Raw genomic sequence first — 21,376 nt, 5'->3', positions numbered from 1 at the left:
GGGAACGCGGGAAAGGGCCGCAGGATCCGTCGCTCAGAGCGAGCGGGCCCGCGCTTCCTCGGCGATCCGCTCGAACTGCGCGCCCATGGCTGCCGCCAGTGCCTGAGCCCCGGACAACGGGCGCACCATCACGGTGAGTTCGTCGATGAGCCCGTTCTCGTCGACGTGGATGAAGTCGCAGCCGTCGATCTCCCGGTCGCCGACGCGCGCGGTGAAGACCAGGGCGTGGTCGCGGCCGTTCACGCCGTTGATCTCGCGCACGTAGCGGAAGTCCTGGAAGACGCCGGACACCGCGCGCAGGATCGCCGCCGTGATCGCCTTCCCGGCGTACGGCTTGAACACGACCGGGCTGGTGAAGACGACGTCCGGCGCCAGCAGCGCCTCGGCGGCGTCGAGGTCGAGCTTCTCGACCGCCTCGCGGAATGCACGCATCGAAACCGCCTTGGTCAATTTGTTGAGTAAGTGCGGAGTAGATTAGTCAACCGTTGGTACGGTGTCCACATGTCTCTCAAGTACGCCGTCCTGGCGGCGCTCCTGGAGGGCGAGGCCTCGGGGTACGAGCTGTCCAAGGTGTTCGACGTGTCGCTGGCCAACTTCTGGGCGTGCACCCCCCAGCAGCTCTACCGGGAACTGGAGCGCCTCGCGCAGGACGGACTGATCGAGGCCAGGGTGGTGCGCCAGGAACGGCGGCCCGACAAACGCATGTTCACGCTGACCGAGGCCGGCCGCGAGGACCTGGGCGCGTTCGCCGCCACACCGCCCCGGCGGCCGACCGCCATCCGCGACGAACTCCTCATCAAGATCCAGGCGATGGACGGCGCGGACCCCAGGGCGACCCGGGCGCTGGTCGAGGAGCGCGCCGCGTGGGCCCGCGCCAAACTCGCCCGTTACCTCCGCGTCCGCGAGCGCCTCCTGGCCGGCCGCGGCGAGGAGGAGTACCTGCGGGAGGCCGACCGCGTCGGCCCGTACCTCACGCTGATGGGAGGCATCGGCTTCGAGGAGGAGAACCTCCGCTGGTGCGCACGCGTCCTCGCCGCCCTGCAGCAGCGGGCTCCCCTAGGCTGAGCCGATGTTCAGCCCCGAAGGACCCCGTCTGCGCGAGCTCGCCGTCCAGGCGCTGTCGTCCGTCGAGCGCGGTTACGACCTCCTCGCACCGAAGTTCGATCACACGCCCTTCCGGACTCCCGACGCCGTCCTGGACGCCGTCGGGTCCGCCCTGCGACGGACGGGGCCCTTCGGCGCCGGGCTCGACCTGTGCTGCGGCACCGGCGCGGGCGTCGGCGTCCTCACGCGGCTGTGCGAGGAACGCGTCACCGGCGTCGACTTCAGCGCGGGCATGCTCGAGGTCGCACGCGAGCGGGTCGGGCCGCAGGGGCCGCCGGTCTCCTGGGTCCGGGCCGACGCGCGCGCCCTGCCCTTCGCGCCGGCCTTCGACCTGGTGGTGAGCTTCGGGGCCTTCGGGCACTTCCTGCCCCGCGAACTGCCCGGACTGTTCACGCAGGTCCGCTCCGTCCTGCGGCCGGGCGGCTGCTTCGCGTTCCCGCTGGTCGCGCCGCCCCGCCCCGCCTCCCTCGGCTACTGGACACTGCTGGGCTTCGACACCGTGATGCGGGTGCGCAACGCGCTCTGGCGCCCTGCGTTCGTCATGTACTACCGCGCGTTCCGCCTCGCGGACGTACAGCGCGCACTCGCCGCGGCCGGCTTCCGGGTGGAGCTCCACGCGCTGGAGGAGTTCGGGCGGCGCCCCGACGGGAGCCCCCGGGTGCGGCTCGTCATGGCCCGGCTGCCGGACACCCCGTAGGCCCCGGTACGACGCCGCCCCGCACCAGGGGCTCGTCGGCCGCGCAGGAAGTCCAGCGGATCGTCGTTGAACGCCTTCTCGTGATCACCGACCAGGCCGTGCGGGGCGCCCGGGTACCCCGTCAGCGTCACGTCCTTTCACGAGCCGGGACGCCCGGTGGCCCGAGGCGGCGATCGGCGCGATCCGGTCGTCGTCCCGGTGCGCGACGAGCGTCGGCCCGTCGATGCGCCGCAGGTCCTCGGTGGAGTCGGTCCCGGAGCACGGTGCGACGCCGTCGTGGGCACCCGACCAGCCGGGAAGGGCGGCCGGGCGGTCCGGCCGGGACCGGCCCGCCCGCGCCCGCCCTCACAGTGCGCTGTACAGGGCGTCGACCAGGGCCGTCTTCCGCGGGTCGTTGGCGATATGAGGGCCCATCCGGTTCATCACATAGCCGAGGGACACGCCCGCCTCGGGGTCGGCGAGCCCGCAGGAGCCGCCGAAGCCGTCGTGTCCGAAAGCACGCGGGTTGGGCCCGTAGGAGCCGTCGGGTCCGCTGAGCCAGAGTCCGAGCCCCACTTCCGTCTCGTGCTCGAAGCCGGCGCCGAGCACCAGGTCCCGGCACCTGCCCTGTCCCTCGCGCACCCGCTCGGCCGCCTCGCGGGACAGCAGACGGTGCCCTCCGTGGGAGCCGAGCCCCGCGAAGACGCCGTACAGAGACGCGACCGCACGCGCGGTGCCGTGCCCGTTCGCCGCCGGGATCTCGGCGGCCCGCCACTCGGGTGTGTTGGCCACCTCTGCGGACACCGCCGGGTTGGTCAGGGCGGCGATCGCCGCGAGCGCCGACTGGGCGAAGACCGCCGCCTGTTCGCTGCCCGCCGGGGCGGCCGGCGCGATGAGCTCGGCCACCCGGCCCGAGTCCCGCACCGGCAGGCCGATGTGGAAGTCGACACCGAGCGGCCCCGTCACCTCCCGCGCCAGGAAGGCCCCCGGCCGCAGCCCCGACACCCGCCGGACGACCTCGCCGACCAGATGGCCGTACGTCAGCGCGTGATAGCCGGACCGGGTGCCCGGTTCCCACCACGGTTCGGTCGCCGCGAGCCGCTGTGTGGTCAGCTCCCAGTCGCAGAGCTGCTCCAGCGAGTGCGGTTCCCGCAGGCCGGCCAGGCCGGCGCGATGGGACAGCAGATGCCGGACGAGAACCTTCTCCTTGCCCGCCGCCGCGAACTCGGGCCAGTACACGGCCACCGGCGCGTCCAGGTCCAGCAGCCCCCGGTCGACGAGGAGGTGCGCGCACAGCGCCACCGGTCCCTTGGTCGTGGACCAGACGTTGACCAGCGTGTCCCGTTCCCACGGCCGGGAGCGTGCCGCGTCCGCCCAGCCGCCCCACAGATCCACCACGGTCGCGCCGCCGACGGTGACGGCCACCGCGGCACCCCGTTCACCCCGCTCCCGGAAGTTGTCCTCGAACGCCCTGCGTACCGCGGTGAACCGCGCGTCACAGTGACCGTGCACCTGTGTCTCGTTCCCGGACATGAGCCCCCTCCGCCGACGGTCATCGGCCCGGGCCGCTGTGTCGCGGTCCGGGCGCGATGAACGTACCGACTGGTCGGACCAGGAGGAAGTCCGCCGGGTGGGAACGGCCGGATCAGATGTACGAACGCATCCAGCGCAGCTTGGCCGCCTGCTGGAAGGGTCCGCCGCCCTCGTGGTCGTTGAAGTCGTAGACCTCGATCGTCTTGTCCTCGTGGCTCCAGGCGTTGAAGGCCGCGAAGACGGTCGAGGGCGGGCAGGTCTGGTCCTCCAACGCGGCCGAGAAGAGCGCGGGAGCCCGGCCGCGGGCGGCGAAGTGGACGCCGTCGAAGTACGACACCGTGCGCAGGGCGTCCTCGGTGCGGCCGCGGTGCGTCTTGAGGTAGAGGCCGATCTCGCGGTACGGGTGCCGGTCCGTGATGGTCGTCGCGCGCGGGAAGTCGCACAGGAACGGCACGTCCGGGGCGATGCCCGCCAGGTCCGGCACCAGGCCGCCGACCGCGATCGTGATGCCGCCGCCCTGGCTGGAACCGACGGCCACCGTGCGCGCCGGGTCGGTGAGGGGGTGCGAGCGGGCCGCCTCCACCGCACGCACCGCGTCCGTGTAGACCCGGCGGTAGTAGTAGTCCTCCGGGGCGTCGATGCCGCGCGTCATGAAACCGGGGTACGCGGGCGCACCCCCCACCGGGTCCGCCGTGCCGCCGCCCCCGCCCCAGGCGCTGCCCTGTCCACGGGTGTCCATCACGAAGTGTGCCCGGCCCGAGGACGCCCAGAGTAGGTGCTCGTGCGGGAGGCCGCGCCCCCCGCCGTACCCGACGAACTCCACGACCAGCGGCAGCGGGCCGTCCGCCCCGGCCGGCAGGGTGAGCCAGCCCTTGACCGGATGGCCGCCGAAGCCCGCGTACGTCACGTCGAACACCTGCACGGTGGACAGGCCCGTGTCGACCGGTTCGAAGCGGGCGTCCAGGTCGTGCCGACGCGCCTCCTGGAGGGTCTTGGACCAGAACGCGTCGAAGTCCTCCGGCTCGGTGGCCGCACCGCGGTATTCGCGGAGTTCGTCGAGAGGAAGGTCGAACAGGGCCATGCGGGACCACCTTGGGTGAGGAGCGGCTACAGGGGCGGTGCGGATGATCACACTACGGCGGTGGTCGGAGGGCTGGCCAGGGTTTTGTTCGGGTCTGACGTGCGGAGTGCTGCCCTGCCGGAGCAGGTCCTGCCTGGTCACGGGCCGGGGAGCGAGATCACGGGTGAGAGTGCCCCAGAGGGTGCCGCTCGCGGGTGGTCGGGTCACCTGGTCGTCGTGGGGGCACGGCCGTGCGGATGCCGCCGCGTCTACGCGCGGCGGTGTGTCCACCGCGGTTCCGTGCGGGCCCACGCCCGGTCCCACTCGGCCAGGCGGCGGCGCAGCGCCACCCGGCGTATCAGGTAGTGGCCGAGGAGCACGACGAGCACCGCACCGCCCGCGGCGCAGGTCCCGAGCGTGAGGGTGTGCTGCCAGACGGCCGTGTCGTCCATCGGCGGCAACACGTTCCGCTCCTGCCGGTCGAACCAGACGTCCACGGCCTCGCCCCGGCGGGCGTCCGCGGGGACCCGGGCCGTGCTGGTGCGCGTGCCTCCGCCCGGCTCCGTCCAGCGCACGGTCGCCCGGTACGTGTGCTGCCGGCCGGCCTGCACCGCCGCCAGCGTGTCGCCCTTCCGGCCGACCACCTCGACCCGGACGCGATGTCGCTCGGCCCGCTGCTCCGCCGACACCGACCGGGCCTCGTCGTGGGCCCACGAGGCGGCCGCCACTCCCGCCAGGGGCGCGCCCACGAGGACGAGGACGGCGGCCACCAGCCGCGTCCACGCCTCGACGACATCCGACCGGCGTCGCAGCGGACTGCGCCGCCAACGCCAGCCGCGTACGCGGGTGCGCATGCCCACCTCCTCGCCCTCACCGCGGCCGCGGGGCCGGACCGGCTGCGGTGCGCCGCCGCTTCCTGTCACGCCGCGCGCGAATGCCCACACCGACGGGGTCCCCCCGCGCCCCTCGATCGCTCCGGGGCCGTGCGGACGAGAGGAGCGGCGTGCCGGACCCCCGGCTGGGTGCCCGGCGTGACCACGGCAAAACAGTGGCAAAACAGCGAGTTCAGCCGAAACGCTCGATCCGGATCCGGTCCACCGGCTGACCGGCCGTCACCAGCAGTCGGGAGGCGTGCTCGGCGAAGGAGTTGGAGCCGCACACATAGGCCTCCCACCCACCGGAAGGCCGCTGGGACAGGAGCGGCGCCAGATGTGCGGCCGCCATACGTCCCACCGCCGCACCCTCCGGCGCGCTCCGGGTGAAGACGGGCGTGGTCTCGGCGTCGAACTCCCGGGCGTAGATGAGCTCCTCGGGGCTGCGCGCGGACACCACCAGCCGCAGCGGCACGGTCAGGTTCCGGACCCGGTGGTGGCGGACCATCGACATCAGCGGTACGACGCCGGAGCCGGCGCCGATGAGGAGGGCGGGCCGGTCGCCCGGCCAGGCGAAGAAGCCGCTCACCGGGCCCCGCACCTCGACCCGGTCACCGGGCCGGGCGACGGTGTGGAACCAGCCCGAGACCTCGCCGCCCTCGACATGGTCCAGGGTCAGCTCCACATGCCCCGAGTCGTCCGGCGCGGAGGCGATCGAGTAGTGGCGCTGGGCCGCGTAACCGTCCTCGGCGGTCAGCCGCACCATCAGGTGCTGGCCGGGCAGATGCCCCGGCCAGCCGGGCACGGCGAGTCGGAAGGTGGCGGCGCGGGGGGTCTCGCGGCGGATCTCGGTGAGCGTGGCGATCCGCCAGGCGGAGGCTGCCTGCTCGCTCACCTCGACGCGTCCGGGCACGGCGAACCGCGTGGGAGGCACGAAGGTCTCAGTCACCGGAGTACCTCTGCTCCTCCCACGGGTTGCCCCGTTCGTGATAGCCGTTCTGCTCCCAGAAGCCCGGCTCGTCGTGGTCGAGGACCCGCAGACCCGCGATCCACTTGGCGCTCTTCCAGAAGTACAGGTGCGGCACCAGCAGCCGTGCCGGACCGCCGTGCTCGGGGGCGAGGGGCCGTCCGTCGTACTCCCAGGCGATCCACGCGCGCCCGCCGGTCAGATCGGCGAGCGGGAGATTGGCCGTGTAGCCGGTGTGCGAGTAGGCCACGGCATGGGTGGCGGCCGCCTGGGGCCGGACCACGTCCAGGAACGCGTCCAGGGACACGCCCGAGAACCGCACCCCGAATTTCGACCAGCTCGTCACGCAGTGGATGGCGCCCTCGTACGCCGACGGCGGCAGCCGGTGCGCCTCTTCCCAGTCCCAGGTGCGGGGCTCGGCCACCAGCCCGTCGACGCGGAAGGTCCAGTCGGCGGGTGCCAGCTCGGGCGTGACCTCGGCGGACAGGACGGGCCAGTCCTCGCCGGCGTCGTACTGGCCGGGCGGCAGACCGGGATCGGCGACGCGCGGGCGCCCGGTGAAGCCTCGGGTGATGTGCATGCGGTGGTGCCTCCGGGCCGGTCCGATGGTGCCCCGCCGGACCGGTGTGCTCAGTGTTTGCGTACTCAACCGTACGTGCGGGGGTGCCTAGTCCTGCCGATCGGGACCGGGCCGCGCGTTGTAGCGCACGAGGTAGTCCGCGAACCGGTTCAGGTCCTGCGTCGGCCAGTCGGCCAGGCGTTCACGGAAGGCCGCCCGGCGGCTCTCGGTGACCTGCGCCAAGAGGTGCCGCCCGGTGTCCGTCAGGTGCAGCACCTGGACGCGATGGTCCTGCGCGTCGGGGCGGCGCTCGATGTGGCCGGCGCGCTCCAGCCCTCCCACCTGGCGGCTCACGGTGGACTTGTCCAGGGCGTAGTGGGCGGCCAGGTCGGTGGCCCGGCATCCCCCGCTCTCCTCCAGGTGCCCCAGCAGCGTGTACGACACCAGCGACAGCTCGGGATGCATCCGGCCCGCCGCGGCACGGGCGCGGCGGGCGAAGACCGTCATCTCCCGCTGGATGGTCTCCACGGCGTCGGCGGTGTGCACGGGACCTCCCTCTCACCGCGTGCGGCTCGACTTCCCTCCATGGTTGCATGACTCAACCACCCGCCGGGCGGGCGGCCGATCGCCGTATCGGGCGGCCTGCCCGTCGGGTAGGGTTGCCGTCCGGCCGGGGAGGGACCCCGTCGTCGGAAGCCGAGGAGGTGAGCCCCATTACCGCTGTGTCAGTTCGGGTGCTCCCCTCTCGATGTCGCGCGGATCGCCGGTCGTAGGCGATCGCCGGAGCGCCCTTCGGCTCCCGAAAGGCTCTTGGCCGCATGCCGTCCGTCTCCGCACTTCCCCCGTCCGACCCCTCCTCCCGTGACTCCGTCGTCGCCGCCCTGCGCGCCGCGGGGTGCGTCTTCGCCGAGGACGAGGCCGAGTTGATCCTCACCGCCGCGCGCACCCCGGCCGAGGCCGTCGCCCTGGTCGAGCGCCGTGTCGCGGGCCTGCCCCTCGAACTCGTCGTCGGCTGGGCCGAGTTCCGGGGTCTGCGCATCACCGTCGCCCCCGGGGTCTTCGTGCCCCGCCGGCGCACCGAGTTCCTGGTCGAGCAGGCCCTGGAGCAGGCGCCCGACGCCACCGTCGTCGTGGACCTGTGCTGCGGCTCGGGTGCCGTCGGAGCGGCGCTGGCCGCCGCCCTCGGCCGCGTCGAACTGCACGCCGCCGACATCGACCCGGCCGCCGTACGGTGCGCCCGCGGCAACGTCGCCGCCGCGGGCGGCCATGTCCACCAGGGTGATCTGTTCGAGGCGCTGCCCGCCGCGCTGCGTGGCCGCGTCGGCATCCTCGCCGCCAACGTGCCCTACGTGCCCAGCGACGAGATCGGGCTGCTGCCCCTGGAGGCCCGCGACCACGAGCCGCTGGTCGCCCTCGACGGCGGTACGGACGGCCTCGACGTACTGCGGCGGGTCGCGGCCGAGGCGCCCCACTGGCTCGCCCCCGGCGGCTGCGTCCTGGTGGAGACCAGCCGGCACCAGGCCCCGGCCGCCGTCGACACCTTCGAACGCAACGGCCTCACGACCCGACCGGCCGTGTCGCGGCAATGGAACGCCCAGGTGGTGATCGGCGTCCGGCCGCAGGACCCCGCCACCCGAGCCCTCAGGCCGGTGCGGTCGCCCGTGCGATGAGCAGGGCCACGTCGTCGAAGTTGTCCGGCTCGTGCAGCGTGCGCAGGAGGAGGTCGCAGACCTCCTCCAGTGGCCGGTCGGGCCCGTCGAGCAGGGACAGCAGCGTGTCGAGCCGTTCGTCGAGCGGGTCGCGCCGGGTCTCGACGAGGCCGTCGGTGTAGAACACCAGCCGGTCGCCGGGTTCGAGGCCGACGATGGTCGTGGAGAAGGCGACACCGCCCACGCCGAGCGGCACCCCGGTCGGCAGGTCGAGCAGCTCCGGCAGCCCGCCGGCCCGGACGCGCACCGGCGGCAGATGTCCGGCGTTGGCGATCCGGCACTGCCGCAGATGCGGGTCGTGGACGGCGTAGACGCAGGTCGCGATGGACTGCTCCAGGCCTGCGGTGATCCTGTCGAGGTGCTCCAGGAGCACGTTCGGGTCGAGATCCAGGGAGGCGAGGGTGTTGGTCGCGGTGCGCAGCCGCCCCATGGCCGCCGCGGCGGGGATGCCGCTGCCCATCACATCGCCCACGACGAGCGCCGTCTTGCCGCCGTCCAGCGGGATCACGTCGAACCAGTCGCCGCCGACCTCACTCGTCGCCCCGGCCGGCTGGTAGCGGGAGGCGACCTCCAGCCCGCCCGTCACCGGCGGATGGCTGGGCAGCAGGCTGCGCTGGAGCGTGAGCGCGGTCTCGCGGGCGCTCTGGTACCAGCGGGCGTTGTCGATCTGCACGGCGGCCCGGGCGGCCAGCTCCCGCGCCAGCATCAGGTCGTCCTCGCCGAACGGCAGCGGATTGCGGGTGCGCTTGAGGTCCAGGGCGCCCAGCACCTCGCCGCGCGCGATCAGCGGCACCGCCAGATAGGAGTGCACCCCGGCCCGGCCCAGCAGTTCGGCCGCCTCGGAGGAACGGGCGATGTAATCCAGGTCCTCGTCCTTGACCTCCGGCAGCATCACCGGGGCGGCCGTGCGCACGCACCGGGTGACGAGCCGGTCGGGGGCGTACCGGGCGACCTGCCCGGGAGGGTCGGCCGCCTCCAGCGCCTCGGCGGAGTCGTACCCCTCGACCGCCAGCGCCCGGATCACGGCGGCCTCGGCCGGGCCGAGGCTCGTGCGCCGGCCCTGCACCACCGCGTCCAGCAGGTCGACGGCCGCGATGTCCGCGAGCTCCGGCACGGCCACCTCGGCCAGCTCACGGGCCGTGCGGTCCAGATCCAGCGTGGTGCCGATCCGGCCCGACGCGTCGGCGATCAGGGCCAGCCGCCGCCGCGCCGCCTCGGCCTCGATACCCGCCCGGTACTGCTCGGTGACGTCGACGATCGACACGGCCACGCCCAGGATCGTCCCGAAGGCGTTCTCCAGCCGGTACAGCGAGACCGACCAGGCGTGGTCCTCGTGCGGGTCGGCCGGGGTGCGGCCGATCGTGGCCTCGTCGACGACCGGTGTGCCCGTCTCCAGTACCCGGCGCGTGGCGGTCTCCAGGGCGTCGACGTCCATCCGCGGCACCACCTCGCGGACCGTGCGGCCGAGGTGCTCCTCGGCCGGCACGCCGTTGATCTCCTCCAGCGCCTTGTTGACCGAGACGTACCGCAGCTCGGTGTCCAGCACGGCCAGCCCGATCGGGGACTGCGCGATCATCCGCGTCGACAGCGCCACCTCCCGCTCCAGACGGTGCACGGTCGTCTGGTCGGCGCACAGCCCCAGCGCGTAGACGTCCCCCTGGTCGTCCAGCAGCCGCATGTTGCGGAACTCCACCAGCCGCGTGCCGCCGTCCTTGCGGCGGATCGGGAAGGCCCCCGCCCAGCTCTGCCCGGTGCCCATGACGTCGGCGAACAGCTTCACCACGAGGTCGACGTGCTGCTCGTGGACCATGATGCGGGCGGCGTACTGCCCGAGCGCCTCCCGGGCCTCGTAGCCGAACAGTTCCTCGGCCTGCGGGCTCCACAGCACGATGCGGCCCTCGGCGTCCAGGACCACCGAGGCCACGCGCAGCACGTCGAGCAGGCCGCTCGGGCGCACCGGTCCGCGTACCGGACCTTCGCCCTTGGACTCGAAAGACCCGGCTGCACTCATCCCACGCCCCGCCTTCGCCGTCCTCACGGCACGCCGTCGTGTGCCGACACCCCATGTTCTACCGCGCGGAGCCGTTTCCCCGAGGCCCCTTCCGCCACCTTCCACCATCTCCCACCCCGGCGCGGGCCGCCCCGCAACGGTCACCGCGGAGTGGGCACCGCCGGTAGTGCTCGCCGGAAGGTGGTGCTTTGCTGGGGTAGGGGCGGATACGGCATGTGGTGGCCGCGAGAGGAGCGATTCACGATGGCGATGGACCACGAGCGACCGCACCCGCACTCCGTCTCGGTGGAGATCAGCGGGTGCAGCAAGCACGACGCCCGGATCGTGTTCGACGCGCTGTGCTCCTGCTTCGAGTCCGACCGGCGCGCCGACGACGTGCCCGAGGACCTGCACGAGACCCGTCCGACCGTCTGGCTCGGCACCTTCGACGTGGCCGACGAGCACGAGGGTGCGCGGCCGGTCCACCTGTCGTCCTCCGTGGAGGCCGACCTGCACGGCGGTTACTGGGCGATCGAACGATTCCGCACGACCCTGGACTCGCTGTTCGACGTGCACGATCTGAGCACGGCCTCCGGCGACCAGGAGAAGGAGCTGCACGTGCGCCTGCAGAGCAGGTGAGCGCCGTTCACCGCGTCAGCAGGCCCCGGACGGCACGTTGGTGGACGGCGTGCACCGCGGGCAGCTCCGCCAGGTGCACGAGTTCGTCCACGCCGTGCAGCCCCTCGTAGGGCAGGCCGAAACCGGCGGTGGCGGGGATGCCCTCGCCCGCCAGGAGATTGCCGATGTTCGACGGGCCGGCCGTCCTGGCCCGCACCCGCAGCCCCTGCCCGGCCGCGGCGCCCAGGAGCGCGGCGGCCGGCTGCTCGTCCCGCGCCGGCCGGTACGGCGGCCAGGACGCCACCGCCGTGACCGCGGTCGGCCGCGGGGACGGCAGCTCCCCGTCCAGCCCGGTCACCGCCGCCCTGACCAGGTGCTCGACGGCTCGGGCGTCGAAGTCCGGCGTGGTGCGGACGTCCACGCCGATCTCGCAGCGGTCCGGGACGACCGAGAAGCCCTCACCGCCGTGGCAGTAGGTCACCGTCAGCTTCGGCGGCAGCGGGAATGCCCCGCTCGGCCCGGGCAGCGGGGCCGCGTCCAGCAGCCCTACGAGGCGCGCCGCCCGCGACACCGCGCCGAGCACGGACCGGCGCGACCCGGAGCGTCCTGACGTGCCGTGGACGGCGATCCGGGCCCGCCACAGCCCGCGTCCGCCGACCACGACCTCGTCGAGACCCGGGTAGCCGATCATCACCCCGGCCGGGCGGACCGCGTCCGGGTCGGCGAGGTAGGCCCGGGCGCCTCCGAAGCCGCCCGTGTGCTCGTCGGCGTCGAGCAGCACCGCGAGCCCGCCGCGCAGTCCGGCGGCCCGGCCGTGCACCTCGGCCGCGAGGTGGCAGAACAGGGCGGCGGCGAGCTTCGAGTCGGCTGCGCGCCGGCCCCGCAACCGGCCGTCGACGACGTCCCCGGCGGTGGGCGGGAAGGACCAGGCCGTCTCGTCGCCGTAGGGGGCGGTGTCGACGCGCGCGTTCAGGGCCCACCAGGGCCCGGGCCGGCCGCCCGCGATCTCCACCGGCAGCGCGGCCGGGTGGCGCGCGCCGTCGTGCAGTCGGCGGTACGGCAGCCCGTGGCGGGTGAGCCGGTCCTCCAGAACCGCCAGGACGGGTTCGCGGTCGTCGAGGCCGGCCCGGCTCGGGCGGCGGATGAGCTCGCCCGCGAGATCCACCACCGCGGACAGCGGCCCAAGGTCCCTGGTCATGCCCCTACTGTGCCCTCCATCACCTTGTGCAACTAGTTGCATAAACCGTCGGTAGTCCTCTACAACTACAGGCACGACACCGCGCACGGAGGGCCCGATGAGCCGTTACCCGCACCTGCTGACCCCCCTCGACCTGGGCTTCACGACCCTGCCCAACCGGGTCCTCATGGGCTCCATGCACGTCGGCCTGGAGGAGGCGGAGGGAGGCTTCGCGCGCATGGCCGCCTTCTACGCCGCCCGCGCCCGCGGCGGAGTGGGTCTGATCGTCACCGGCGGCATCGCCCCCAACGACGAGGGACGGCCCTACGAGGGCGGCGCCCAGCTCACCACCGAGGCGGAGGCCGAGCAGCACCGGGTCATCACCGACGCCGTGCACCGCGAGGGCGGGCGGATCGCGATGCAGATCCTGCACTTCGGCCGGTACGCCTACCACAAGGACCTCGTCGCGCCGAGCCCGGTCCAGGCGCCGATCAGCCCCTTCCCGCCTCGCGAGCTCACCGACGCCGACATCGAGCGGACGATCGACGACTACGCCCGCACCGCCCGCCTCGCCCGGCAGGCCGGCTACGACGGTGTCGAGATCATGGGCTCCGAGGGCTACCTCATCAACGAGTTCATCGCCCGGCAGACCAACCAGCGCGCCGACCGCTGGGGCGGCTCGTACGAGAACCGCACGCGTTTCCCGCTGGAGGTCGTGCGCCGGGTGCGCGAGGCGGTCGGCGAGGACTTCATCGTCATCTACCGGCTGTCCATGCTCGACCTCGTCCCGGGCGGTTCGACGCTCGACGAGGTCATCACCCTTGCCAAGGCCGTCGAGGCCGCCGGGGCGACGATCATCAATACCGGCATCGGCTGGCACGAGGCCCGCATTCCGACCATCGCGACCTCCGTGCCGCGCGGCGCGTACACCTGGGTGACCAAGCGGCTCATGGGCGAGGTGTCCGTCCCGCTCGTCACCACCAACCGCATCAACACCCCCGAACTCGCCGAGGAGCTGCTCGCCGAGGGCGCCGCCGACATGGTGTCGATGGCCCGCCCCATGCTCGCCGACCCCGACTTCGTCACCAAGGCCGCCGCCGGCCGCCCCGAGGCGATCAACACCTGCATCGGCTGCAACCAGGCCTGCCTCGACCACACCTTCAGCGGTCTGATCACCTCCTGTCTGGTCAACCCGCGCGCCTGCCACGAGACCGAGCTGGTGCTCTCCCCGACCCGGCTGCGCAAGCGCGTCGCGGTCGTCGGCGCCGGTCCGGCCGGGCTGGCCTGCGCGGTCTCGGCCGCCGAGCGGGGGCACGACGTGACACTGTTCGACGCGGCCGGTGAGATCGGCGGCCAGCTCAACGTCGCCCGCAAGGTCCCCGGCAAGCAGGAGTTCGACGAGACGCTGCGCTACTTCCGCACCCAGCTCGACTGGCACGGCGTCGACATCCGGCTGAACACCCTGGTCACGGCCGCCGACGTCGACGACTTCGACGAGGTCGTCGTCGCCACCGGCGTCACCCCGCGCACCCCCGAGATCCCGGGCGTGGACCACCCGAGCGTGGTCGGCTACCTCGACGTCCTGCGCGACGGCGCCCCCGTCGGCGACCGGGTCGCGATCCTCGGCGCGGGCGGCATCGGCTTCGACGTCGCCGAGTTCCTCACCGACGGCGGCGGCAAGGCCCACGAGGACCCGGCGACGTACTTCCGCCAGTGGGGTGTCGACATGGACTACCGCGGCCCCGGCGGACTCGCCGCGCCCGAGCGACCCGCCCCGCCGCGCACCGTCCACCTGCTCCAGCGCAAGACCTCCAAGGTCGGCGCCGGCCTCGGCAAGACCACCGGCTGGATCCACCGCACCGAGCTCAAGCACCGCGGCGTCACCATGGTCCCGGGCGCGCGCTACGACCGGATCGACGACGCCGGACTGCACATCACCGTCGGCGAGGAGAGCACGGTCCTGGAGGTCGACACCATCGTGCTGTGCACGGGTCAGGAGCCGCGCCGCGGCCTGTACGAGGAGCTGCTCGCCGCCGGGCGCAGCACGCACCTCATCGGCGGTGCCGACGTGGCGGCCGAGCTGGACGCCAAGCGCGCCATCAAGCAGGGTACGGAGCTGGCGGCCGCCCTCTAGTGCGGGTTCGCGTCCCTAGGATGAGGTCATGTCACTCCCGCACGCGATCCTCACCGCCCTGCTCGAGAAGCCGTCGTCGGGGCTGGAGCTGACGCGCCGGTTCGACCGGTCGATCGGCTACTTCTGGTCGGCGACGCACCAGCAGATCTATCGCGAGCTCGGGAAACTGGAGGCCGACGGCCTCATCAGGGCCCTGCCGTCCGAGCAGCCGGCCCGCGGGCAGAAGAAGAGCTACGAGGTCCTGCCCGCGGGCCGCGCCGAACTGGCCCGCTGGACCTCCACCTCCCAGGACCCCAAGCCGCACCGCGACACGCTGCTGCTGCGGCTCAGGGCGGCGGCCGTGGTCGGCACGGCGGGTCTCGAAGCCGATCTGCGACGCCATCTGGAGCTGCACGAACGGCAGTTGGCGGAGTACGAGGAGATCGAGAAGCGCGACTTCCCACCCGGTCGGGACAGCGCCGAGGTCCGGCTGCGGCACCTGGTGCTGCGGGCCGGCATCGATCTGGAGACCTTCTGGACCCAGTGGCTCAGGCGCGCGCTGACGGACTTCGCCGAACTCCCGGACGGCGGCCCGGCCGAGCCGGCTTAAACGAGGGCGAGCCCGACGGGGCACGGCCGCCGGTCCGGCGCGATCACGACATGACAGCGGCCCGCCCGGCCGGAGCGCTTCGGGAGAGCGGGCCGCCGTCCGTACCGGGTCAGAGCCGGTACGGCTTGTTGCGCCGGCGCAGGTACCAGGCCGTCCCGAGGAGGCCCGCGCCGACCAGAGTGCCGCCCGCCACCAACGTGACGGTTCCGTAGTCCGTCGTGCTGCCGCCGACCCCGCCCATGACGCCGCGGGACGGCGAGACGGAGGGGGAGGCGGTCCGCGAGGGGGAGGGGGCGGTGGAGACCACGACGGACTGGGTGCCCGCGGTGGTGCCGTCCGAACAGACGACGATGACGGTGTACGTCCCCGGGGAAACGCCCGACCAGGCGGCGGACTGACTGGTCGTCGTCCCCGACAGGGTCACCTGGCGGCCCTGGGCGAAACTGCCCTGACTGCTGGTGAGAAGCGAGGCGCTGCCCCAGCTGCCGTTGATCTGGGTGCACGAGCTGGTCGTGACCGACACCGTGGACCCCGTGGTTCTCACGGAGATGCCCGGGTCCGCGACAGCGGGCACCGAGGCCAGGGCGAGGGGCAGCGCGGCAGCGGCTGCCACGGTCAGGCCGGAGCGGAGAACTGACGATGAGTTGCGCATATGGACTGCCCTCCGGCGGCACGGTTGGCGGTACATCCTTGCGCCGCCGAGGGTCGGGGAACGCCCGTGCTGCCTCAGGGTCAGCCAAAGCGCCCGCGGGCCCTTCCGCACCCCGAGCGCCCCCGTGCAGGTGACGGCTCCCGCTCCGGCCGACGCCCCGAGAGGCGGGTCAGCGCCCCGCGCCCGTCGTCACCGCCCGCTCCGCGGAGAAGCCTCCCCACGTGCCGTCCGGCAGCATCGCCCGGATTCGGAGCCGGTGGGTGACACCGGCCTTCCGCCCGACGTAGAAGCTGTAGGTGGCCCGCTCGCGCGGGGCGTCGCCGCCGTACACCAGGGACGTGGCGGGCCGGCCGTCCAGATGAATCTGGTACTCGGTGACCGCACCGTCCACGTGGGGCGGCACCCAGTTCAGATCGAGGTGGTACGCCCCGTCCTCGTGGCGGCTCGTCGCCCGGAAGCCGGTCGGGGCGGTGCCGCGGCCGTCGTCCGTGCCCGGAGTGGTGAGCCGGACGGCGGCAGTGGCGGGGGAGACGTTGCCGGCCGCGTCCCGGGCCCGGATCGTGAACGCGTAGTCCGTACCGGGCCGCAGCCCCGTGAGCACCGTGGCCGTCTGGCCGCCGCCCACACTGTGGATCTTCGTGCCTCCCTGGTGGATGTCGTACGACACCACGCCCCGGTCGTCCGTCGAGGCGGACCAGGACAGCTGGGCCACCCGGCTGCCGGCCGCCCGGCCGCCGGGTGCGGAGGGGCGGGTCGGCGCGGAGCGGTCGTCGGCGACGACGGCAGGTGTCTGCGCCCGGACCTCCGCACTGCGCGGCCCGAGCCGCCCGTCGGCGTCCCGCACCCGCACGGAGAAGGCGTACCGCGTCGCGGGCCGCAGCCTGGTGACATCCACCATGTGCCGCGACGCCGGCACCTCCTCGACCTTCGTGGTGCCGCGATACACCTCGTAGACGGAGGCCCGGGCGGTCGCGTTCCACATGACGTGCACGCTCGTCGCGCTGCCCGCCGCGGCGGTGACCCCCGTGGGCGCGCCGGGCGCACCACCGTCGTTCCCCTCCTCCGCTCCGGCCCAGCCGCAGGATGCGACCAGCGCGAGCGTTCCGCAGAGCGCCAGGTGGCGCGGGAGGGACGGGGGGACGGAACGGCTTCGCACGACACTGCCTCCCGGGGACGCACGCAGGAATGGTCCGGACCAATATGACGTCGTTGGCGCGGCCACATCAAGAGGGCGTTCCGGCCGGGCACCGGATGTCACCTCCGAGGGCGCCACCGCCGCCGTGTGTGACCACCCGGGAGAGTTACGTATGCTGAAGTCCCACACGGTCGAACTCCTGGCAGGCGCCAGGGTGTTCGGGCCTGTCGCGCGGACCGCTGTCGTCGCAGATCCCGCGCCGGCGCGGGCGGCCGGGCGGCCGGAGTCCTACGCGGACTCAGGCCCCCGGCCCCTGTCGGAGGTTGGGGACATGCACCGTCCGGCCCCCCAGAGGTGGCCGGGTGCTCGCTCCGGGGCCATTTTGGGCTGAGGCCCCGTCAGGTCCCCGAGGAGAGGCTTCCGTATCGTGCGTGTCCAGTCGCTCACGCTGGCCGCGGCCAGCGCCGCCCTGCTCGCCTCGACCGCGCCCCCCGCCGCATCGACCACGCTTCCCGCCGCACCGACTACGCCCCCCGCCGCCCCTACCACGCTTCCCGCCGCACCGACCGCGCCCCCCGCCGCATCGACCACGCTTCCCGCCGCACGGACTACGCCCCCCGCCGCCCCTACCACGCTTCCCGCCGCACCGACCGCGCCCCCCGCCGCCCCGACTCAGCCCGCCGTGTTGCGCGAGAGCGCCGTGAGCGCCGCCGGTCTGCTCGCCAAGGTGCGGGACTGTACTCCCGTCTCCCGTGGCCGCTACCGCAGCGACAACGGCGCACCCGCGACCATCCCGGTCTGCGGCACTCGGGACGCCGTGTTCTGGAAGGCGGACATGGACATCGACTGCGACGGCCGCCCCGGTCCCCGCTGCAACCACCGCACCGACCCCTACTTCGCCGCGAGCACCGCCTACGCCCAGGCCGACGGCCGCCCGTTGAGCGCCGAACACCTGCCCTACGTCGTCGTACCCGCGCCGAGCGGCATCTCGGACTACCGGGACCACGGCATCGGCGGCGGTTCGGTGGTGGCCGTCGTCTACCGCGACCGGGTGCGCTACGCGGTCGTCGGCGACACGGGCCCTCAGGGCATCATCGGCGAGGCGTCCTACGCCACCGCCGAGGCCCTCGGCATCCGCCCCGACCCGCACGGCGGCGGCGCCCCCTCCGGCGTCACCTACATCGTCTTCAAGGACACCAAGGTGTCGCCCATCGAGGACCACGCCGCGGCCGTGACGGCGGGGGAGCGGGCGGCGAAACGATTCATCGACGGGAGCGGGCCCGGCGGACGCTGAGGCGGAGATCGAACGGCACAGGGCGGCCTCCTCGGAGCGTGTCCGCTCCGGCGGTTCCGAGAGACGGAGCGCGGGGTGGCGGTGGAGCCGGATCCCGGTCGAGCGGACCGGAAGCACTGACACGGCGTCACGAGCACGCCGCGGCCGGGCACACCGCCGATCCGGCGTGCGTGCCCGGCCGCGCTCGCCGTCTACACCTTCCGGTAGGTGTACGCCTCCGTGGCGGCCGCCTCCACCGCCGCCAGATCGGCACCGGTGGACGCCGTGACGACCGCGGCCACGGCCCCCTCCACGAAGGGGGCGTCCACCAGCCGCGTCCCCTCGGGCAGTTCGTCGCCCTCCGCGAGCAGGGCCTTCACGGTGAGCACCGCGCTGCCCAGGTCGGTCAGCACGGCGACTCCGGCACCGCGGTCGACGGACGCGGCCGCAGCCGCGATCAGTTCGGAACTCGTACCGAGCCCACCGCCCTCGGTGCCGCCCGCCGGAGCGACGGGCACCACCGGGCCGGCGCCCGCGAGCCCCTTCGCCAGCTCGGCGACCGACGCGGCCACCTGCGCGCTGTGCGACACCAGCACGATCCCCACCAACGGCTCGTCACTCACCGGCGGCCTCCGCGAGTCCGGCGATCAGCAGCGCCGCCGAGGTGGCACCGGGGTCCTGGTGGCCGATGCTGCGCTCACCCACATAGCTCGCCCGTCCCTTGCGCGCCTGCAAGGGTGTCGTCGCCACGGCGCCCTCCTCCGCGGCGGTGCGGGCCGCCGCGAACGAGTCGCCGAGCGCCTCCACCGCGGGCACCAGTGCGTCGATCATGGTCTTGTCGCCCGGGGCGGCGCCGCCGAGCGTCATGACCGCGTCCACCCCCGCCCGCAGGGCCTCGGCCAGCTCCTCCGCGCTGACCTCGCCGGCATCGCCCAGCGCCTTGCCGGTACGGCGCAGCAGCGTCCCGTACAGCGGCCCCGAGGCACCGCCGACCGTCGAGATCAGCTGGCGTCCGGCCAGGGTCAGGACGGCGCCGGGCGTGCCCGGGGCATCCTTCTCCAGGACGGCGACGACGGCCGTGAACCCGCGCTGGAGGTTGCTGCCGTGATCGGCGTCCCCGATGGGGGAGTCGAGGGCGGTGAGCCGTTCCGCCTCGCGGTCGACGGACGCGGCGGTCACCGTCATCCAACGGCGGAAGAAATCGGCGTCGAGCACTGGGTCTCCTTGCCTGGTAGGTACGTGGTGATCCTCTACCCCTGTGAGTCACACGCCCCAGCGCAGGCCCGGGGTCTTCACCGGCGCGTCGTACAGCCGCAGCAGCTCCTCGTCGACCTGGCACAGGGTGAGCGAGGCGCCCGCCATGTCCAGCGAGGTGACGTAGTTGCCGACGAGGACGCGGGCCACGGGGACGCCGCGCTGGGCGAGTACCCGGTGCACCTCGGCGTTGAAGCCGTACAGCTCCAGCAGGGGCGTCGCACCCATGCCGTTGACCAGGACCAGCACCGGATTGCGCGGCTGGAGGTCCTCGACCACCGCCTCGACGGCGGCCTCGGCGATCTCGCCGGAGGTCATCATCGCCCGCCGCTCACGGCCGGGCTCGCCGTGGATTCCGATGCCCAACTCCAGTTCCCCGGGCGGCAGATCGAAGGTGGGGCTGCCCTTGGCCGGCGTGCTGCAGGCGCTCAGCGCGACACCGAAACTGCGGGAGTTCTCATTCACCTGCCGGGCGATCGCCTCGACCCGCTCCAGCGGCAGGCCCTCGGCAGCGGCGGCACCCGCGATCTTCTCCACGAACAAGGTCGCACCCGTCCCGCGCCGCCCCGCCGTGTACAGACTGTCGGTCACCGCCACGTCATCGTTGACCAGCACCTTCGCGACCTGGATGCCCTCGTCCTCGGCCATCTCGGCGGCCATGTCGAAGTTGAGCACGTCACCGGTGTAGTTCTTCACGATGAACAGCACACCCGCCCCGCTGTCCACGGCGGCGGCCGCGCGCAGCATCTGGTCGGGCACGGGGGAGGTGAACACCTCGCCCGGACAGGCCGCCGACAACATGCCGGGGCCCACGAAACCACCGTGCAACGGCTCGTGCCCCGAACCTCCGCCCGAGACGAGCCCCACCTGCCCCGCGACCGGGGCGTCCCGCCGCACGATCACCCGGTTCTCCACGTCCACGGTCAGCTCCGGGTGGGCGGCCGCCAGGCCGCGCAGCGCGTCCGGGACCACACTCTCCGGGACGTTGATCAGCATCTTCATGGGTATCTCCTAGCGAGCTTGGCAGGTGCGCTTTTGACCTGCGTTTTTGCTGGTCAGAAGGTCTTTCTTCAGTTGTCGATCTTGGCGGTCCAGGGCGGTCGGAAGCGGGTTCCGGCGGTACTGATGCTGGCTTCATGCCGACTTTGATGACGGTGCGTCAGGTGGCTGGCTGCGGGTCGGATGCGTGTCGGCGAGAGCCTCATATCTGCAGTATCGACCTTGCGCTTGCGAAGGTCACGTGGGGCCGTACCCGGGCGTGCTGGGTAGAGGTCGATCTTGGTGAGAGATCGCCAACGTGACCCTGCTCGTCAGTGGCCCGCGGCCAGGGGGCGCTGCAAGGACTCACGCATGCGCAGGCCCGTGGCGGCGGTGATGCCCTGACCTCGCAGCGAGTCCGTTCAGGGCACGGGTGGCGCCTCGGCGAGGCCGGGCTGCGGACTGCTTCCCGGGCTGCTCGTCGGCAGCCTCGCGACCCTTCCGGGCGTCCACGGACTACAGTCCCCGCCTCGGCGGGGATCGGGCTGGTGGCCGCTGCCGGCGGCGGGCTCCTTGGACGGCGGCTGTTCGGCTCAGGCTCGGGCATGGCCCGCGCACTGGGTGGGGCACTGATGGGCGAACCGACACGATGGCCGAGCCCGGCGCGGTCACCGGCAGGGCGAACTGAGCCGGGCGGGCATCGAGGTCTCCGACCGGGCCGTGGTCTGCGTCGGTCAGTAGGTGCCGTACGGGGCCGGGCTCCTTCACCGGACTTCGTGCCCGGGGCGGCTACGAGGTCAGCTGTACCTGGCGGAACGGTGAGGCACGTTGTACCGCGTCACCGCCGACCGGGCCCGGACCCGTGGGAAGTCACAGTGCGGGTGAACGGCAGCGACAAGAAGGTGAAACCGGCCAAACGCTGACCGTCACCTCCGAGCGGTCTGCGAGGATGGCGCCGAGTACCGGCGGACGCGCTACGAGCAGCGCGGCCCCGCAACCCCGTCGAGGTGACCGGCACCGCCACTCGCGTCCGCGACGGATGGCGGCACCGTCGCTCCTCACCACGGCGGATGAAGGCTCCCCTGCCGGTGAAACG

21 protein-coding genes are annotated in these 21,376 nt (G+C 73.2%); 7 read left to right on the top strand and 14 right to left on the bottom strand.

Features of this window, described 5'->3' with window-relative positions:
- Positions 1 to 33: 33 nt before the first annotated feature.
- The gene (locus ABTX62_RS29895; RefSeq protein WP_352119098.1) at positions 34 to 432 is read right to left on the bottom strand and encodes a nuclear transport factor 2 family protein; all 399 of its coding nucleotides are present in this window, start codon (positions 430 to 432) and stop codon (positions 34 to 36) included.
- Between the two features lie 69 nt (positions 433 to 501).
- Between ABTX62_RS29895 and ABTX62_RS29890 the strand changes: the two genes are divergently transcribed.
- Together ABTX62_RS29890 and ABTX62_RS29885 are read left to right on the top strand one after the other, a co-directional pair.
- The gene (locus ABTX62_RS29890; protein ID WP_352119097.1) at positions 502 to 1,065 is read left to right on the top strand and encodes a PadR family transcriptional regulator; all 564 of its coding nucleotides are present in this window, start codon (positions 502 to 504) and stop codon (positions 1,063 to 1,065) included.
- 4 nt (positions 1,066 to 1,069) lie between these two features.
- The gene (locus ABTX62_RS29885) at positions 1,070 to 1,801 is read left to right on the top strand and encodes a class I SAM-dependent methyltransferase (protein ID WP_352119096.1); all 732 of its coding nucleotides are present in this window, start codon (positions 1,070 to 1,072) and stop codon (positions 1,799 to 1,801) included.
- Positions 1,802 to 2,146: 345 nt separating this feature from the next.
- On the opposite strand, the gene ABTX62_RS29880 is transcribed toward ABTX62_RS29885, so the two are convergent.
- The 6 genes from ABTX62_RS29880 to ABTX62_RS29855 all read right to left on the bottom strand — a co-directional run bounded on the left by ABTX62_RS29880 (position 2,147) and on the right by ABTX62_RS29855 (position 7,278).
- Positions 2,147 to 3,313, bottom strand: coding sequence for a serine hydrolase domain-containing protein (locus ABTX62_RS29880; RefSeq protein ID WP_352119095.1), 1,167 nt, complete (start codon positions 3,311 to 3,313; stop codon positions 2,147 to 2,149).
- 112 nt (positions 3,314 to 3,425) lie between these two features.
- Complete coding sequence (locus ABTX62_RS29875) at positions 3,426 to 4,394, bottom strand: acetylxylan esterase (RefSeq protein WP_352119094.1); 969 nt, start codon at positions 4,392 to 4,394, stop codon at positions 3,426 to 3,428.
- Positions 4,395 to 4,642: 248 nt separating this feature from the next.
- On the bottom strand, positions 4,643 to 5,227 hold the full coding sequence (locus tag ABTX62_RS29870) for an Rv1733c family protein (protein WP_352119093.1): 585 nt from the start codon (positions 5,225 to 5,227) through the stop codon (positions 4,643 to 4,645).
- A gap of 211 nt (positions 5,228 to 5,438) precedes the next feature.
- Entirely contained in the window at positions 5,439 to 6,194 is a 756-nt protein-coding gene (locus ABTX62_RS29865) for a ferredoxin reductase (protein ID WP_352119092.1), read from the bottom strand.
- On the bottom strand, positions 6,187 to 6,792 hold the full coding sequence (locus tag ABTX62_RS29860; RefSeq protein ID WP_352119091.1) for a sulfite oxidase-like oxidoreductase: 606 nt from the start codon (positions 6,790 to 6,792) through the stop codon (positions 6,187 to 6,189). The genes ABTX62_RS29865 and ABTX62_RS29860 overlap by 8 nt, the downstream gene beginning before the upstream one ends.
- Before the next feature lie 87 nt (positions 6,793 to 6,879).
- The gene (locus tag ABTX62_RS29855) at positions 6,880 to 7,278 is read right to left on the bottom strand and encodes a MarR family winged helix-turn-helix transcriptional regulator (RefSeq protein ID WP_502998036.1); all 399 of its coding nucleotides are present in this window, start codon (positions 7,276 to 7,278) and stop codon (positions 6,880 to 6,882) included.
- A gap of 311 nt (positions 7,279 to 7,589) precedes the next feature.
- Between ABTX62_RS29855 and ABTX62_RS29850 the strand changes: the two genes are divergently transcribed.
- A complete protein-coding gene (locus tag ABTX62_RS29850) occupies positions 7,590 to 8,441 on the top strand; it encodes a putative protein N(5)-glutamine methyltransferase (RefSeq protein WP_352119089.1) in 852 nt (283 codons plus the stop codon).
- Here the strand turns inward: ABTX62_RS29850 and ABTX62_RS29845 are convergent.
- A complete protein-coding gene (locus ABTX62_RS29845; protein WP_352119088.1) occupies positions 8,413 to 10,491 on the bottom strand; it encodes a SpoIIE family protein phosphatase in 2,079 nt (692 codons plus the stop codon). The two genes, ABTX62_RS29850 and ABTX62_RS29845, sit on opposite strands and share 29 nt — an antisense overlap.
- A 249-nt stretch (positions 10,492 to 10,740) precedes the next feature.
- Between ABTX62_RS29845 and ABTX62_RS29840 the strand changes: the two genes are divergently transcribed.
- Positions 10,741 to 11,109, top strand: coding sequence for a hypothetical protein (locus ABTX62_RS29840; RefSeq protein WP_352119117.1), 369 nt, complete (start codon positions 10,741 to 10,743; stop codon positions 11,107 to 11,109).
- A 7-nt stretch (positions 11,110 to 11,116) separates the two neighbouring features.
- Here ABTX62_RS29840 and ABTX62_RS29835 read toward each other — a convergent pair whose 3' ends face one another.
- Entirely contained in the window at positions 11,117 to 12,286 is a 1,170-nt protein-coding gene (locus ABTX62_RS29835; protein ID WP_352119087.1) for a M20 family metallopeptidase, read from the bottom strand.
- Between the two features lie 97 nt (positions 12,287 to 12,383).
- Between ABTX62_RS29835 and ABTX62_RS29830 the strand changes: the two genes are divergently transcribed.
- Positions 12,384 to 14,399, top strand: coding sequence for an FAD-dependent oxidoreductase (locus ABTX62_RS29830; RefSeq protein ID WP_352119086.1), 2,016 nt, complete (start codon positions 12,384 to 12,386; stop codon positions 14,397 to 14,399).
- A gap of 28 nt (positions 14,400 to 14,427) precedes the next feature.
- On the top strand, positions 14,428 to 14,988 hold the full coding sequence (locus tag ABTX62_RS29825; RefSeq protein ID WP_352119085.1) for a PadR family transcriptional regulator: 561 nt from the start codon (positions 14,428 to 14,430) through the stop codon (positions 14,986 to 14,988).
- A gap of 109 nt (positions 14,989 to 15,097) precedes the next feature.
- Here ABTX62_RS29825 and ABTX62_RS29820 read toward each other — a convergent pair whose 3' ends face one another.
- Positions 15,098 to 15,640, bottom strand: a complete 543-nt coding sequence (locus ABTX62_RS29820; RefSeq protein ID WP_352119084.1) for a hypothetical protein — start codon at positions 15,638 to 15,640, stop codon at positions 15,098 to 15,100.
- Positions 15,641 to 15,809: 169 nt separating this feature from the next.
- Positions 15,810 to 16,796: a fibronectin type III domain-containing protein gene (locus tag ABTX62_RS29815; RefSeq protein ID WP_352119083.1), complete on the bottom strand. Its 987-nt coding sequence runs from the start codon at positions 16,794 to 16,796 to the stop codon at positions 15,810 to 15,812.
- A 406-nt stretch (positions 16,797 to 17,202) separates the two neighbouring features.
- Between ABTX62_RS29815 and ABTX62_RS29810 the strand changes: the two genes are divergently transcribed.
- Positions 17,203 to 18,069 (top strand): glycoside hydrolase family 75 protein, encoded by an 867-nt coding sequence (locus ABTX62_RS29810; RefSeq protein ID WP_502998033.1) that lies wholly within the window; start codon positions 17,203 to 17,205, stop codon positions 18,067 to 18,069.
- Positions 18,070 to 18,260: 191 nt separating this feature from the next.
- Here the strand turns inward: ABTX62_RS29810 and ABTX62_RS29805 are convergent, their stop codons facing one another.
- Genes ABTX62_RS29805 through dhaK form a run of 3 tightly spaced genes read right to left on the bottom strand, consistent with a single transcriptional unit; the run spans position 18,261 to position 20,304 of the window.
- Positions 18,261 to 18,671: a PTS-dependent dihydroxyacetone kinase phosphotransferase subunit DhaM gene (locus tag ABTX62_RS29805; RefSeq protein ID WP_283969008.1), complete on the bottom strand. Its 411-nt coding sequence runs from the start codon at positions 18,669 to 18,671 to the stop codon at positions 18,261 to 18,263.
- Positions 18,664 to 19,263 (bottom strand): dihydroxyacetone kinase subunit DhaL, encoded by a 600-nt coding sequence (gene dhaL / locus ABTX62_RS29800; RefSeq protein ID WP_352119082.1) that lies wholly within the window; start codon positions 19,261 to 19,263, stop codon positions 18,664 to 18,666. Before dhaL ends, ABTX62_RS29805 begins: the two co-directional genes overlap by 8 nt.
- A 48-nt stretch (positions 19,264 to 19,311) precedes the next feature.
- A complete protein-coding gene (gene dhaK, locus ABTX62_RS29795; RefSeq protein ID WP_352119081.1) occupies positions 19,312 to 20,304 on the bottom strand; it encodes a dihydroxyacetone kinase subunit DhaK in 993 nt (330 codons plus the stop codon).
- Positions 20,305 to 21,376 lie beyond the last annotated feature (1,072 nt).

Origin of the sequence: Streptomyces sp. NPDC096046 (assembly GCF_040303285.1) — a bacterium.
Taxonomy (GTDB): domain Bacteria; phylum Actinomycetota; class Actinomycetes; order Streptomycetales; family Streptomycetaceae; genus Streptomyces.
Note: the sequence above shows the minus strand (reverse complement) of the source record. Positions and strands in the feature narration are given on the sequence as shown.